Origin of the sequence: Paenibacillus sp. FSL M7-0656 (assembly GCF_038003225.1) — a bacterium.
GTDB lineage: Bacteria > Bacillota > Bacilli > Paenibacillales > Paenibacillaceae > Paenibacillus > Paenibacillus amylolyticus.
In genome coordinates this window covers 5,258,204-5,271,508 of record NZ_JBBOOT010000001.1, presented here as the reverse complement: position 1 = coordinate 5,271,508, position 13,305 = coordinate 5,258,204, and the positions used below count along the sequence as shown (strand labels likewise).

12 protein-coding genes and 1 pseudogene are annotated in these 13,305 nt (G+C 45.8%); 2 read left to right on the top strand and 11 right to left on the bottom strand.

Annotated elements, in window-relative coordinates; all coding sequences use genetic code 11:
- Positions 1 to 8: 8 nt before the first annotated feature.
- Positions 9 to 581, bottom strand: a complete 573-nt coding sequence (locus MHI01_RS23140) for a DUF420 domain-containing protein (RefSeq protein ID WP_017692198.1) — start codon at positions 579 to 581, stop codon at positions 9 to 11.
- A gap of 375 nt (positions 582 to 956) precedes the next feature.
- On the opposite strand from MHI01_RS23140, the gene MHI01_RS23135 reads away from it, so the two are divergent.
- Together MHI01_RS23135 and MHI01_RS23130 are read left to right on the top strand one after the other, a co-directional pair.
- The gene (locus tag MHI01_RS23135) at positions 957 to 2,147 is read left to right on the top strand and encodes a cation:proton antiporter (RefSeq protein ID WP_340984220.1); all 1,191 of its coding nucleotides are present in this window, start codon (positions 957 to 959) and stop codon (positions 2,145 to 2,147) included.
- Positions 2,148 to 3,011: 864 nt separating this feature from the next.
- Positions 3,012 to 3,665, top strand: a pseudogene (locus MHI01_RS23130) (transcriptional regulator).
- Positions 3,666 to 4,205: 540 nt separating this feature from the next.
- Here the strand turns inward: MHI01_RS23130 and MHI01_RS23125 are convergent.
- From MHI01_RS23125 to MHI01_RS23080, 10 genes are all read right to left on the bottom strand, one after another.
- Positions 4,206 to 4,691: a DedA family protein gene (locus tag MHI01_RS23125; protein WP_036606861.1), complete on the bottom strand. Its 486-nt coding sequence runs from the start codon at positions 4,689 to 4,691 to the stop codon at positions 4,206 to 4,208.
- 13 nt (positions 4,692 to 4,704) lie between these two features.
- Positions 4,705 to 5,250, bottom strand: a complete 546-nt coding sequence (gene pssA, locus MHI01_RS23120) for a CDP-diacylglycerol--serine O-phosphatidyltransferase (protein WP_036668080.1) — start codon at positions 5,248 to 5,250, stop codon at positions 4,705 to 4,707.
- Positions 5,251 to 5,271: 21 nt separating this feature from the next.
- A complete protein-coding gene (locus MHI01_RS23115; protein WP_282320196.1) occupies positions 5,272 to 7,020 on the bottom strand; it encodes a sensor histidine kinase in 1,749 nt (582 codons plus the stop codon).
- Positions 7,017 to 7,697 (bottom strand): response regulator transcription factor, encoded by a 681-nt coding sequence (locus MHI01_RS23110; RefSeq protein ID WP_036606855.1) that lies wholly within the window; start codon positions 7,695 to 7,697, stop codon positions 7,017 to 7,019. Before MHI01_RS23110 ends, MHI01_RS23115 begins: the two co-directional genes overlap by 4 nt.
- A gap of 249 nt (positions 7,698 to 7,946) precedes the next feature.
- Positions 7,947 to 8,759, bottom strand: coding sequence for a bifunctional hydroxymethylpyrimidine kinase/phosphomethylpyrimidine kinase (thiD, locus tag MHI01_RS23105; protein ID WP_017692191.1), 813 nt, complete (start codon positions 8,757 to 8,759; stop codon positions 7,947 to 7,949).
- 105 nt (positions 8,760 to 8,864) lie between these two features.
- On the bottom strand, positions 8,865 to 9,563 hold the full coding sequence (locus MHI01_RS23100; protein WP_076319681.1) for an ABC transporter permease: 699 nt from the start codon (positions 9,561 to 9,563) through the stop codon (positions 8,865 to 8,867).
- A complete protein-coding gene (locus MHI01_RS23095; protein WP_036606847.1) occupies positions 9,556 to 10,479 on the bottom strand; it encodes an ABC transporter ATP-binding protein in 924 nt (307 codons plus the stop codon). Before MHI01_RS23095 ends, MHI01_RS23100 begins: the two co-directional genes overlap by 8 nt.
- Before the next feature lie 127 nt (positions 10,480 to 10,606).
- Positions 10,607 to 11,539, bottom strand: coding sequence for a sensor histidine kinase (locus tag MHI01_RS23090; protein WP_340984218.1), 933 nt, complete (start codon positions 11,537 to 11,539; stop codon positions 10,607 to 10,609).
- Positions 11,536 to 12,252 (bottom strand): response regulator transcription factor, encoded by a 717-nt coding sequence (locus tag MHI01_RS23085; RefSeq protein ID WP_282320191.1) that lies wholly within the window; start codon positions 12,250 to 12,252, stop codon positions 11,536 to 11,538. Before MHI01_RS23085 ends, MHI01_RS23090 begins: the two co-directional genes overlap by 4 nt.
- A 152-nt stretch (positions 12,253 to 12,404) precedes the next feature.
- Positions 12,405 to 13,256, bottom strand: coding sequence for a DegV family protein (locus MHI01_RS23080; protein ID WP_036606840.1), 852 nt, complete (start codon positions 13,254 to 13,256; stop codon positions 12,405 to 12,407).
- Between the last annotated feature and the right edge of the window lie 49 nt (positions 13,257 to 13,305).

The following is a 13,305-nucleotide window of genomic DNA, read 5'->3' as shown; positions in this document are numbered from 1 at the left end:
TCATCACATTAATAATATGGTGCCATCATCAGGTATACCACGACACCTGTAGAACTGACGTACAGCCAGATTGGCATCGTCCAACGTGCAATTTTGCGGTGTTTCTTCAATTGATTCGTCCAACCCCATACCAGTGTGAACAACGCCAATGGAACAATCAGGGCTGCCAGTATACTATGGGTAATCAGAATGAAGAAATAGATCGAACGAATGATGCCCTCGCCGCCGTATTTGGACGTCTCTGGTGAGAGGTAATGAAACGTCAGATAGGTCACGAGGAATAACAGTGTTGTTGAGAATGCAGCAAGAATAAATCGTTTGTGCAGCTTCACATTCCGCTTAATAATAGCAATAAGCGCTGCGAGCAGGAATATGAAGGTAAAGCTGTTAAACACGGCATTAAACCGCGGCAACACCGTAATATCAAAGGTTACATCACCTTTGTAACCAATCGACGGTGCGAAGAACAATAATAAAATAATGACATTAGCGAGAATGGAAATCGTGATAATGATGCCTGCGAAATTTTTATTACTCGTCGGGGATGGAATGTTCGGCTCCCCTTTGTTATTTTTGCCCAATGCAAAATCCTCCTCATATCCTAACTTCTATGTTCTATATCATTATATCTCGCCAATTCCGGGCTGTTAAGTGACAACACTCTGAACAAAAGCCGCTACACTTCCCTATAAAATGCCCCTTTATGGCCTTTTTCAATCAAATCCAAACCGGCTCCCATTTACCCGAGTCTACATTTGTGGTATAATTAATGCAATTAATCACATACGCGTTGAAACTGGAGGAGCCTGTCACCAAGGGCCCCTCTTTGTCTTTTTCAGGCACAGAACGGCACTCTGCTAATGCCGTTCTGTGCCTTTTTGTCTGTTTGAAGCGGAGGATGGATCGCCCTTGGGTTGGTTAACCTATTGACGCTACTACTGGAGGGAAGAACACCTATGGAATTTATTTTGGTTCTTGCACTTATTTTAATCTTTACCAAACTCGCTGGTGATCTATCCGTAAGATTGGGTCAGCCATCCGTTTTGGGGAAATTGATTGTCGGTGTCATCCTCGGACCTGCGCTGCTCGGTTGGGTGGAGAAGACGGATTTCGTTCATTATATGGCTGAGATCGGGGTATTGCTGTTAATGTTCATTGCGGGACTGGAAACCGATCTGGAGCAGTTGAAGAAAAACTGGAAGGCGGCCTTTGCCGTAGCAGTCGGCGGTGTTATTTTACCTTTTATCGGAGGATACGGTTCGGCCATAGCATTTGGTATGTCACAGACACACGCGCTGTTCTTTGGACTTTTATTCTGTGCTACTTCCGTCAGTATCTCAGTTCAGACGTTGAAGGATATGAATCAGCTGAGTTCACGGGAGGGTACCACCATTCTGGGTGCAGCCGTTGTGGATGATGTGCTCGTTGTGGTTCTGCTCGCCGTGATGATGAGCTTGCTCGGCACAGGTGCAGGGGATGTCTCTATTGGATTGTTGATTGGTAAGAAACTTTTGTTCTTTGTCATCATCTTTGCAGCAGGCTGGTGGCTTGTGCCACGGGTCATGAAATGGATGGCCCCACTGCGGGTCACGGAAACCGTGATTACGACAGGACTCATTATCTGTTTCCTCTTCTCATACTTTGCAGAGTGGATGGGTGTTGCTGGAATCATAGGTGCATTTGCCGCTGGTATCGCCATCTCCCAAACCAAATACAAACATGAGGTTGAAACTAAAATCGAGCCGATTGCTTACGGAATATTTGTCCCAGTTTTCTTTGTCAGTATCGGCTTAAATGTCACTTTTGATGGTGTGGGTTCACAGATTTGGTTTATTGTTGTTATAAGCCTCATCGCCATTGTTACCAAACTTATCGGTGGTGGAGCTGGTGCCCGGCTGACCGGGTTCGACCGTTCCTCTTCTATTGCTATTGGTGCAGGCATGATCTCCAGAGGGGAAGTTGCTCTAATTATTGCTTCGACCGGACTTGCTTCGGGCTTGCTTGATTCGGAATACTTTACCAGCGTTGTGATCATGGTTATTGTGACTACACTGGTTACTCCGCCACTCCTCAAAATCACCTTTGCACGTAAAAAAGGGGAGCAGCGGGTTGAAAAAGGAATTGAAGATTCTCATTTGAACGGGTGAGGTATGTCTCAGTTCAAAACTTAACAATAAAGATTCCATTGTGGCACTCTGAACTCTAGACTTCAGTTGTGTCCCTAGAATTACTATGAGTGTCTTGCGACTCAGGTAAGCTGTGTCTTGATGATATGCTGCACTTTTAGCTTTTCGCATTTGGCACACCCAAGGCATCCAGTCGTCACACATACTAACACGGTCTTGAAGCATCAACGGGCGTAAAATTCCTGAAATGTAGGCCGGCTGCGCCTTAAGAATAACCCTTCATTTTTTCTAAGGAACCCAGTACATCTTATTTGGTCCTCTGGCTCTCTTTTTCAATTGTAAGAAACATCAGACACCTTATTTCCCAAATTTTCATAACAAAACGCTGAAAATGGCTGTACATTCCGAAATAACGTTTCTCAGATTCCTTAGCTCTTATTGCCCGCTCTACGCTTCTTTCCAAGCATGAGCAAGAGAAGACGCATACCCGCGGTACGAAGAACTTAATTTAAATGTAAACAGCCTTGAAGGCGAGAATAATCTACTTTTACAGCGTCTATATCGCTTACTCGCACATTAAGGGACGCGTTCTCACACATTTAAAGTGTAGCACCTACTAGCTCGGAATACGTCCAGTCTCGTTCTGGCATTCAGACCTTGGCTTGAGATATCCTCTATTGGAAAAGGTATTGAAATCATTCCATATTTAAAGCTATACTTGATCTAGAAATGTAACATATCGGTCGTGAAGCACACGCCGCTTTGATCAATTCCTCCCCTTCAACGCGAAGGTTGGAAATGGTCAGAGCGGCTTTTTGTATTTTGACATGACGACCTAAAGCCCGTTCACGTTCGTTTATTTTATTTTTAGAGGAGATGAAGACGATGAGCATTGATTTTGATGAGGCTTACGAAGTTTGGATGCACTCCCTTCTGGAGAAGGAAACGAACCCCAGAGTGCTGTCCAGACTTGAAAATGGACTTGAACATGGCACGTTGGAATTTTTGCGTTCAGTCTGGTTTCCGGTGATGAAAAACTTTAACCATTTGCAACCCGAATGAGAAGTTCGAGACTTTCATAACGCCTATCGGTATTTGGATCTTGCATACATGCCAGGTAACGGCGTTAAGGGAGGTATTGAGATTCAGGGATACGGGCCACATGCCCGTGATCTGGATGTACGGCGTTTTAAAGATTTATGCTGGCGGCATTGTCTGCTAACGCTTGATGATTGGATTTTTCTGCCGATCGCGTATCTCTCCATTAAAGACGAACCGAAATGGTGCCAACAACTTGTGCTCTCTTTTATGGGAAAATTCATTGCTACGGACGTTCCGACATCCTTAAATTGGCTAGAAGCCGAGACTGTTCGTTATGCCAGACGCATCATCCGTCCATTTGCCCCCTCGGAACTAGCAACACACCTGCGAATCACGGATCAACATGCTCGAAGAGTTCTTCACAGCCTGATTGATCAACAAGTATTACATGTCGCTAGTGGCGCTCAACGATATCGAACGTATATCTTACGAACATGAGACACTCTATTTCGCCGATATCGTACATATCCATTTTTTAACGAACTCAGGACATCTTATTGTGATGATATGAAGTAGATCAGGGCACTTTTTCGGGCCTTTTCGTGAAATAAGTTTGCTGGGATTCGTTAGAATTCCAACATGCCTCTTATCTCGATAATAAGCTCACCTGAGTTCGTTAGAATTTTAGAAATGACTCCGAAACTTTTGGAGTTATTATTATAACTTTTGGAGTTACTACTATTAAACCTAATTGCGAACCACTTTAGCTACTGGAGTGTCAGATACTTGCGTCACCAACGAGTTACATGGAGAGTTACATGGAGAGTTACACGGAGATTTACACGGAGGAATAGCTCTGAGCTTGAATTTACTTGAAATAGCTTGCGGGCTAGCCTACAGCTCCAAGGATAAATTACTTGTAGTCGATTAAATCACTTAAAATGAGGTCTCCGACCATATATAGAAAAACAAAAAAAGACCACCTTACACTCAAGAGGTCTTCGATCTTTGCCTGTTGTTACAACAGGCTGTCCTATTTTAAGTTAACACGCCAACATAAAAACCAATCGAGATAAAGACAACACACCAGACGAATGCACCAATGCCCGATACAACTACGTACCTGCCAATTGCCATCTTGCTAATTCCAGAGAAACAACACATCAGATGACGAATGCCTGGAATGAAGTAACCCAGGATGATGGACCAATACCCATATTTGAGGAACCACGACTCCACCCTGCTGAATCGTTTGGCATTAACGCCGACCCACTTGCCGTATTTTTCAACCAGCGGCCTGCCCGCTTTTTTGCCAATCATGTAGCTAAGCAGCCCTCCGGTAAATGCGCCACCAAAACTGACGGCGATGGATACGGAGTAATTCAATACCGAGATGGAGGCGAGATAACCGACAAACGTCATCATCACCTCATCCGGAATTGGCATGCCAATAACGCCGAGAGCCAGTAGTCCGTATATTGCGAAATAACCATATTGACCAATAAATTCTTTTGCAAATTCCATACTGACTCGCTCCTTATTTCGGTTCCACAATATCCTTCTCATGTGAGGCTAACACTTGTTTTAGAGACGGGAATCGGATTTGGCTCACCATGAGACCGGATAATACAATAATGACAAGATAGGCTACACCATGTGTGAAATAAGGACTCCAGAGTGCGAAAAAGGACATCAGACCTCCCGCAAATGTAATCGGCATTCCGACAAAACCACTGCTTGGTGTCTTCTGACAGTTATAACGGGCCAGACGCAAAGCACCGCAAATCGGAAACAATGCAGTCAGTGCCATCCCCAGCACACTCACTTCAATCATGGAATTCAGGTACAGAATCAGCACGGGCGCTGTTCCGAATGAAACTACATCCGCAAGCGAGTCCAGGGACTTGCCGAACTCACCCTCACAATGCAATTTACGAGCCGCATACCCGTCAAACAGATCAAAGAACATCGCTACCCATATCATCATCACAGCCAGGGCAAATTCACCATGAATAGCCATAATGACTGCCAGCATGCCTGAACTCAGATTCCCCAAGGTTAAAATCGATGGTAAAGACTTCATAAGATTTGACTCCCTTTCGTACTAGGCTTTAGGAAAAATAATATAAAAACGGACTCCATCCGGTGTATTCTCCACTCCATAACTGCACCCATGCAGATCAAGAATCTGCTTCGCAATGGCCAGACCAAGCCCGGTCCCCCCCATTTTACGATTACGTGAGCGCTCTACCCGATAGAACCTCTCCCATATATACTGCCGCTCAGCTTCAGCAATCTGCTCACCCTTGTTTTCAATGGAAATATGGACAAAACCTTCACGCCTGCTAATCTCAATAGTTATATCGGTATGTGGTATCGCATGACGTATAGCATTCATCATGATATTGAAAATAACTTGCTCCAGCTTGCTTCGGTCACCCTCAACCGTCTGTTCTGTTGTGGATACAAGCACTACATCCAATCCTTTGTCCTTCAGTTGCGGACCCAGACGGCCAGCGATATCTTCAATCATGTCAGCCAGTGCAACAGCATCCGTATTCAATTGAACCGCTGAGGATTCCAGTCGCACCAGATCCAGCATCTCTTCAACCATCGTTTCCATTTTGATCGCCTCATCGGCAATGATCTCAATGTAACGCTCCCGTTTGCTCTCACTCACGCCATCCTTCAGCCCTTCAGAATATCCCTTAATAATGCTGATTGGAGTCTTAAGTTCATGTGATGCATCGGCAAAAAACTTGCGCTGACGCTGTTCAATCTCCTGCTTCATTTCCATATCTGTACGCATCTGCGTGTTGGCCTGCCTCAGCTCTTCCAGTGTCTGACCCAAGGTTCCCGATAAGGCATTGAGGCTGTTAGACAGACTCCCGATCTCATCATTACGCCGGATGGGTGATTTCACCGTGAAATCCAGCGTAGACATTTTCTTGGCGACATGGTTCAAGGCCAAAAGCGGCTTCGTTATAATTCGGGACAGGAGCAACGCCAGCAACAGAATCAATATAAATGCCCCTATGCCAAAATACGCATAGAACAAACGTGTTGCCTCATTCGCTTCCCTCATCTCCTGTAGAGAGGTGAGCGAAAAGATCAGTTGTTGCTCGGGTCCGGAACGATGCACTGGAGCAATGGTGATGACATTGCGAACACCGCTCCAGCTATCCATCCATTCTTCATTGAGCATTTTGCCATTCGCCAAGGCAAGTTGGTCTTCGGTGGATAATGGGAACCGGCTATCCAGTGCTTGCACCAGCAGTCCCTGCCTTTGACTCCACGTTGCCAGATTGGGAAGAACTACCTCGGTTAATACGCCTGACCATTCCTTTACCGGTTCAATTGATTCCTGAAAGCTTTCTGTTCCCCATGCGGCGGAAGTGGCATCCTGGATTTTGAAAGGATAGACCATGGATTCGCTGGCCGGACCTTTCACCGTCAGTTCTTGCCCATATTTCAGATGGGATGTAATCCAGCCAGCATTCTCACTATTGATAAACAAGGACAAGGACACTTTCACGTGACTTCCATCCTCTTGAAGCAACGTAATGTGGAACGGGTCATTAACCAGTCTTCCGGTATTCGTCAGAATGACCAGATGTGATTGATTCTGACGCATGAACTTCCCGGTCTCCTTGGCTAGCTGTAGATCACTCCAATGTCCATTGGAATATTGCTGTTCGAACTTGGACAGCTTTTTCTTCATACTGCTGACTTTTTGATGCTGATAGAAGTCGGGGAACCAGAACAACTGGGCAAAAACCGTCGTCCCATATAGAAGAACCAGACATCCTGCCATGACCAGGAAAAGCTTCATCGTTACGCCATTTCTTCTCATGCTTCTGCCTCGAAACGATATCCAGTGCCAATCACCGTCCGGATACACTTGGCTTCATCACCCAGTTTGCTGCGCAACTTCTTGATGTGGGTATCTACAACACGTGAGTCCCCTTCAAAATCAAATCCCCAGATCCGATTCAAAATGGCATCCCGGGACAACACAATGCCTGCATTACGTACCAAATAAAGCAACAGATCATATTCCTTTGGTGCAAGTTCCACTTCAATTCCGTCCTTCTCCAGACGTCTGGCCCATGGATCAAGGGTTACCTGTCCGAAACGAATCACACCCTGCTCTCGTCCAAATGCACCTTCAACACGCTTCATTAATGTCTCTGCACGTGCAACCAGCACACGTGGACTAAACGGCTTGGTAACGTAATCGTCTACGCCCAGCTGAAATCCATGAATTTTATCGTCATCCTCGGACCGTGCAGTCAGCATGATAATAGGTACGGTGGATTGGGATCGAATATGCCCACATAACGTCCATCCATCCATTTCAGGCATCAAAACATCCAGAATAACCAAATCCACCTCATGCAGAGCCAACAGTTCCAGTGCCTGTACTCCATGTTCTGCTTCTATGACGTTCCATTGTTCTTTTATGAAATAATCGGCCACAATCTCACGAATGCGGCTTTCATCTTCCACCAGAAGCACTGTTCTGATCATGGCCGACTCTCCTTTTAGATTTCTGATGATAACATACCTATTCCATGTGTCGTTCATGTGTCCACACATGTTTTGGAATGCTCCCATGATATATACGATTAATATAAGCCAAAAGTTACTATTTTTTATAAAAATTCGCATAAAAAAGAAGCCATCAACGAGCAAGCTCCTGCTCATTGACAGCTACTTGAATGAAATCGAAGTGTGTTATCCAGAATTGATGCGCTACTGCGCGCTCCCTGGCAACACTTAACGTTGTTGCTCCAGACGGTGTGCCACATGCAGTGTCGGGCCAACAAAACGGTTTAGCGGGAATCCGCCGGCAATCGCTTTGGTCACGAAGGCTTTACCTTCACGAACAGCCTCTTTCACTGAAAGACCACGAGCCAATCCTGCGGTAATCGCCGCAGACGTTGTGCAGCCCGCACCATGAGTATATCCGGAGCCGACAACATCGGCTTCAAACCATTCGTAGTTGGTTCCATCATAGAGTAGATCCATTGCTTTACCCGGGCTAATGACACCTCTGTCCTTGATCAGAACATGTTTCGAGCCATGGGCATGAATTGCTGCTGCCGCTGCTTCCATCTGTTCCTTGGAGCGAATCGGTCCACTCTTCGCCAGTTGGGATGCTTCGAACAGATTAGGTGTAACCAGATCGGCACCTGGCAACAGGAATTCGATCATCGCTTCCGTATTTTCCGGTTGCAGTACTTCGTCCGTACCTTTGCAGACCATTACCGGATCGATAACGATCTGTGGCAGACCGCTGCGGCGAATATGTTTTGCTACCAGTTCAATAATATCTACAGAACCGAGCATACCTGTCTTCATTGCATCAAAACCGATGCCGTCCAGAACCGTGCGAAGCTGCGCTTCAACTACATTTAATTCAACAGGAAAGACCTGGTGATCCCATGTTTCGGGCTCCATTGCCACAACCGTAGTCAGTACGGTCATGCCATACACACCCAGCTCCTGAAAAGTTTTCAAATCAGCTTGAATACCTGCACCGCCGCTCGTGTCCGAACCAGCTATTGTTAATGTTTTTGGAATCGTCATGGTAGTTGCATTCTCCTTCGTGTCTCAGTTGACATTATCCTATCCCTTGTACGAGCGGATGTCAATGGCATCTGAAGCCATACAGAGCATGGTTTTCCGAATGATTCAGTTCACATCTTTTGTCTCCAGACGAACCATGGACATCGAAGCAATCCATATCCCTATTGCTCCAAGGGTCAGAGGAATAATAATAAGAGAATGAATGGAAACTTCCGACCCGTTGAATCCGGAGCAGACAATCGAAACCAGCAAAATGGACGAGACCATTGTAGTTGTAACAGAATGCTTACGCATACCGAAGAATAGGGGAATGAGTGCCATACACGCAGCCGATAAAGAACTTATACTGTACTTCACCAGAAGTCCCAATATATCCCGATTCGTCAGTGATTCAGGAATGAAGGAGTAGAATTGATTAACAATCAACAATAGTGAGCCCATGAACAGATCGTTAACCATAATCATCACAAATGTAAAACCAAACACGATAATCAATTTGGCAGCGATGATTTTATGACGCTGGATGGGATAGGTGAACATGACGTTCATCGTTTTATTTCTATACTCACTGATCACCAGCTTGGATAATAAAGCCCCTGCAAATATGATAAAGGTCGCTCTCACAAACGTATCGATAATCATAAAGGCGGTCTGGTAATCGGCATAGGCATAATCTTCTGCCCCCACATCCACGAATCCAATCATGATCAGGAAAAGAAGAATGGCTATACTGGCAATACCTGCTCCTGCAAAATTACGTGCAAAACGGTGCTTCCGCATCTCAAGTCTGATTAGTTTAAGCAACGTCTTCATCCCCTTTCACAAGCTTCATGAAGTGTTCTTCCAGGGAATGAGCCCGTTTGGATATCGATTCGATCTCAATGCCGTGTTGGATCAGCTTGGTGTTCAGTTCCGATGGAATGATTCCCGGATCATAGATGCGTAACGTTTGGTCATCAACCAGTTTATAATTACTCAAACCAAGCTGGTGTTCAATGACATAGGTCGCTTTGCGGATATCCACCGCCTGTAACTCGATGTACTCATTTTGACTTCCACGAATGCTCTCCATCGATACTTCCTCCACCAAGCGACCGCCGCGAATGACACCAACTGTGTCCGCAATCTGCTCTATCTCGCCAAGAATGTGACTGGAGACCAGCAGGGTAATGCGATACTCATTGCTAAGGCGCTTGAACAAATCTCGCATCTCCCGAATCCCTACAGGATCCAATCCGTTGATCGGTTCATCCAGAATGAGCAGTTCAGGTGTGGTTATTAGTGCACGAGCCAGTCCGAGCCTTTGCTTCATGCCCAAGGAGAAGTCTTTGACCGGTTTCTTGCCCGTATCCTTCAGCCCTACCATTTCCATCGTGTTGTCGATGATCTTTTTGTTGTAGAATCCCATGTATTCACAGTGAAGTTCCAGATTCTCGCGAGCAGACAGTCTATCGTAGAAAAAAGGATATTCAATAATACTGCCCATTCGCTTCAGCACTTCATACGAGGTCGGCGTAAGCTTCTCCCCAAACAGTTCTATCTCCCCTGTGGTTGGTTTGACGAGATTGGTGAGCATCTTCATGATGGTTGTTTTACCAGCACCATTTGGACCGAGGAATCCATAGATCTCACCTTGCTTAATATTCATATTGACGTTGGATACAACCTCCACCCCTTCATATACTTTAGTCACATCTATTGTTCGTGCGATATAATTCATCGTCCTTGTTCTCCTTTACGTCCCCTGTCCGGGTTCCTATATCTATATTGTAAAGAGAAAAGTCTTCTTTTTTATTAATCAAATCTTACAAAAACCTTAAGTCTGACCGGACACGCCAACGCAGGGTCTACCAAGCCTTTAAGGTAACCGAGAATACAGTCCGTTGATGTGGCACACTATGCAAGTGAATACTTCCACCCATCCGCTCAACTAGCCGTTTCGTAATGGTCAGACCCAGGCCACTGCCTTGATAGAGTCGATTGCGGGAATCCTCCAGTGTATACATGCGTTCAAACACACGGCTATGCTCGCTCTCAGGAATCCCTTTTCCCTGATCCCAGATCTGTAACGTCACAGGTGCACCTATTGAATGATCAAGTGAAAGTCCCAGTACCTTACCCTCTGCTCCATATTTCATTCCATTGGTAATGAGATTATCCAGCACACGGTCCAAGGCTTCTTCATTCGCTTGCACGAAGATATCACCATCAGGTATCTCCAGCTCCACGTGCAACCCCAGATTCGTCAACATTTCATAAAAGGAAAGCATCTTCAACCGGCATAATTCACTTAAATTCACCCGACTAAGTACCAGTTCCGTATCTCCGGATTCCAGCTTCGCCAGATCAAAAAAGGAATGGATCAAACGCAGCACTTCCTGCGCCTTATCTTGTATTTTCTCCGTCATCATCTTCCGTTCCTGATCGGTCAATGATGGGCTGTGCAGTAAGGTCTCACTATAACCCAGCACAACCGTGAGTGGCGTTTTCAGATCATGAGAAATGTTGGAGAGCATATTACGCATCTCCTTCTCCTGGTTCGTATAACCAGCCTTCGCGCGGTGCGCATGATCCAGCAGCTGGTTCATGTCTTTCAAAAGCTGACTGACTTGTTCATCACTATTGAATACAAGCAAGCGCTCAAAGGTGCCTTGATCCAAAATATCGGATATTTTCTGATGAATATAGGTCAGGTGTTGGTTTCTTTTCCGGAATTTCAACCACAATACAATGAAGGCAATGGCCAGAATACCCGTCGTGATGGCAAAAATCAGTGTCATCCCTGCTCCGCCTCCAGCTTATATCCGATGCCCCAGAGTGTCTTGATATACTGGGGAGCCGAAGGGTCTGCCTCCAGTTTCTCACGCAGACGACGCATATGTACGTTAATGATATTTTCGTCTCCATAATAATGATCGTTCCAGACGGAAGCGTAGATCTGGGCCTTGGTGAACACTTTGCCAGGATGGGTAACCAACAGCTTCAGAATTCCAAATTCCTTGGATGTCAGTTTGACGGGTGTCCCTTCACGCTCCACCTCGTACGTCTCCATGTCAACTACAAGTCCTCCAATGTGAATACGCTGATCCTTAGCCACTTCAGCCACAGGCGGAGTGGTATAATTGGCGCGGCGAATCGCAGCTTTGATGCGGGCAGTCAGTTCTATTAACGAGAAAGGTTTGCTCAAGTAATCATCTGCACCGAACCCCAGACCTAATGCTTTGTCCACCTCCCCATCCTTCGCAGACAGAATGAGCACAGGTACCAGACTGACTGCCCGAATGGTTTGCAGCACATCCATCCCACTTTTGCGGGGCAGCATCAGATCCAGAATAACCAGATCATACCCGGGTTGTGACTGGCTGAACTGACGTTCTGCCTCTAAGCCGTCATATGCATAAGTGACGTCGTAGCCCTCTTTTTCCAAGTACGGCCCGACCATCTCACTAATTGAACGATCATCTTCAACAAGCAACAAGCGGTGACTTAACACATGTTTCCCTCCAACATGAACAGTTTTCTTTATTACCTCACAGTTTGTTTGAATTGGCAATGACATACGAAAAAACCTGACAGGAGCACCACTTTGGTATAAGTGTGTTTCCTGCCAGGTCTATGAGTGTCTGTAGATCAATGCTGGTGCTTCTAGTCTCTATATCCGTTCTCGCTGTGTATCCAGCACAGTCCAATGGTTCCTGCACCTGCATGAATACTCACCACAGGGATAAACGGCATGATTTCGGTCTTTAATTTAGGGAGCAGATTGGCAATCTGCTTCTTGATCGTGACGGCTTCTTCCTGATTGTTCGCATGCATAATGCACACATGCTTTACTTTCTCCACATCCAGCTTGAGCATATCCAGCATGCGCTCTTTTGTCCGCTTGAACGTGCGAATCTTCTCATTCACAACCACTTTGCCCTCTTCAAATCGAAGCAACAGATGGATCTTGAGCAGTTGACTGATGATCAGCTGTGTGCCCGACACTCGTCCACTGCGGTGAAGATGTTGAAGACTGGCCGGTATGAGGTAAAAGGACATATTATCAATCATCTGTTCAATGTTTACTTTGATCTCGGCAGCTGAACATCCCTGCTTCTGCCATTCCAGTCCTTGCATAATCATCTCACGGTGAGGATAGGCACCTGCCTTCGAATCAATTGCGGTCACCGTCACTCCTGCAATCTCTGCAGCCTGCATGGACGTATGCAGCGTTCCGCTAAGCTCTGTAGAGCAATGAATCGTAATAATCTCATCGTACTTGTCTTTGAGCGACTCATACAGTTCAATGAATTCGCCAATAGGTGGCTGCGAACTGCTCGCACGTGAAGCCTCCGCAAGTTTCTCATAGAACATTTCAGATGTAATGTCATCGGTTTCCCGGTAACATTCCTCTCCAAATACGATGCGCAGCGGTACGATGTAGATATGATTTTGCTCCGCAAAAACGGGATCCAGTGTACTGGTACTATCGGTGACCCATGCAATTTTCTTCATGACATCCTTCTCTCTTGCCGGATTGTTCGTTCTGTATCCTCAATCGTCA

What these genes read in the sequence shown, in the direction of transcription:
- MHI01_RS23135 (WP_340984220.1), top strand. Translation starts at nt 957, where the DNA reads ATGGAATTTATTTTGGTTCTTGCACTTATTTTAATCTTTACCAAACTC.
- pssA (WP_036668080.1), bottom strand. Translation starts at nt 5,250, where the DNA reads ATGAAGTCTTTACCATCGATTTTAACCTTGGGGAATCTGAGTTCAGGC.
- MHI01_RS23090 (WP_340984218.1), bottom strand. Translation starts at nt 11,539, where the DNA reads ATGACACTGATTTTTGCCATCACGACGGGTATTCTGGCCATTGCCTTC.
- MHI01_RS23110 (WP_036606855.1), bottom strand. Translation starts at nt 7,697, where the DNA reads ATGATCAGAACAGTGCTTCTGGTGGAAGATGAAAGCCGCATTCGTGAG.
- MHI01_RS23080 (WP_036606840.1), bottom strand. Translation starts at nt 13,256, where the DNA reads ATGAAGAAAATTGCATGGGTCACCGATAGTACCAGTACACTGGATCCC.
- MHI01_RS23125 (WP_036606861.1), bottom strand. Translation starts at nt 4,691, where the DNA reads ATGGAATTTGCAAAAGAATTTATTGGTCAATATGGTTATTTCGCAATA.
- thiD (WP_017692191.1), bottom strand. Translation starts at nt 8,759, where the DNA reads ATGACGATTCCAAAAACATTAACAATAGCTGGTTCGGACACGAGCGGC.
- MHI01_RS23115 (WP_282320196.1), bottom strand. Translation starts at nt 7,020, where the DNA reads ATGAGAAGAAATGGCGTAACGATGAAGCTTTTCCTGGTCATGGCAGGA.
- MHI01_RS23095 (WP_036606847.1), bottom strand. Translation starts at nt 10,479, where the DNA reads ATGAATTATATCGCACGAACAATAGATGTGACTAAAGTATATGAAGGG.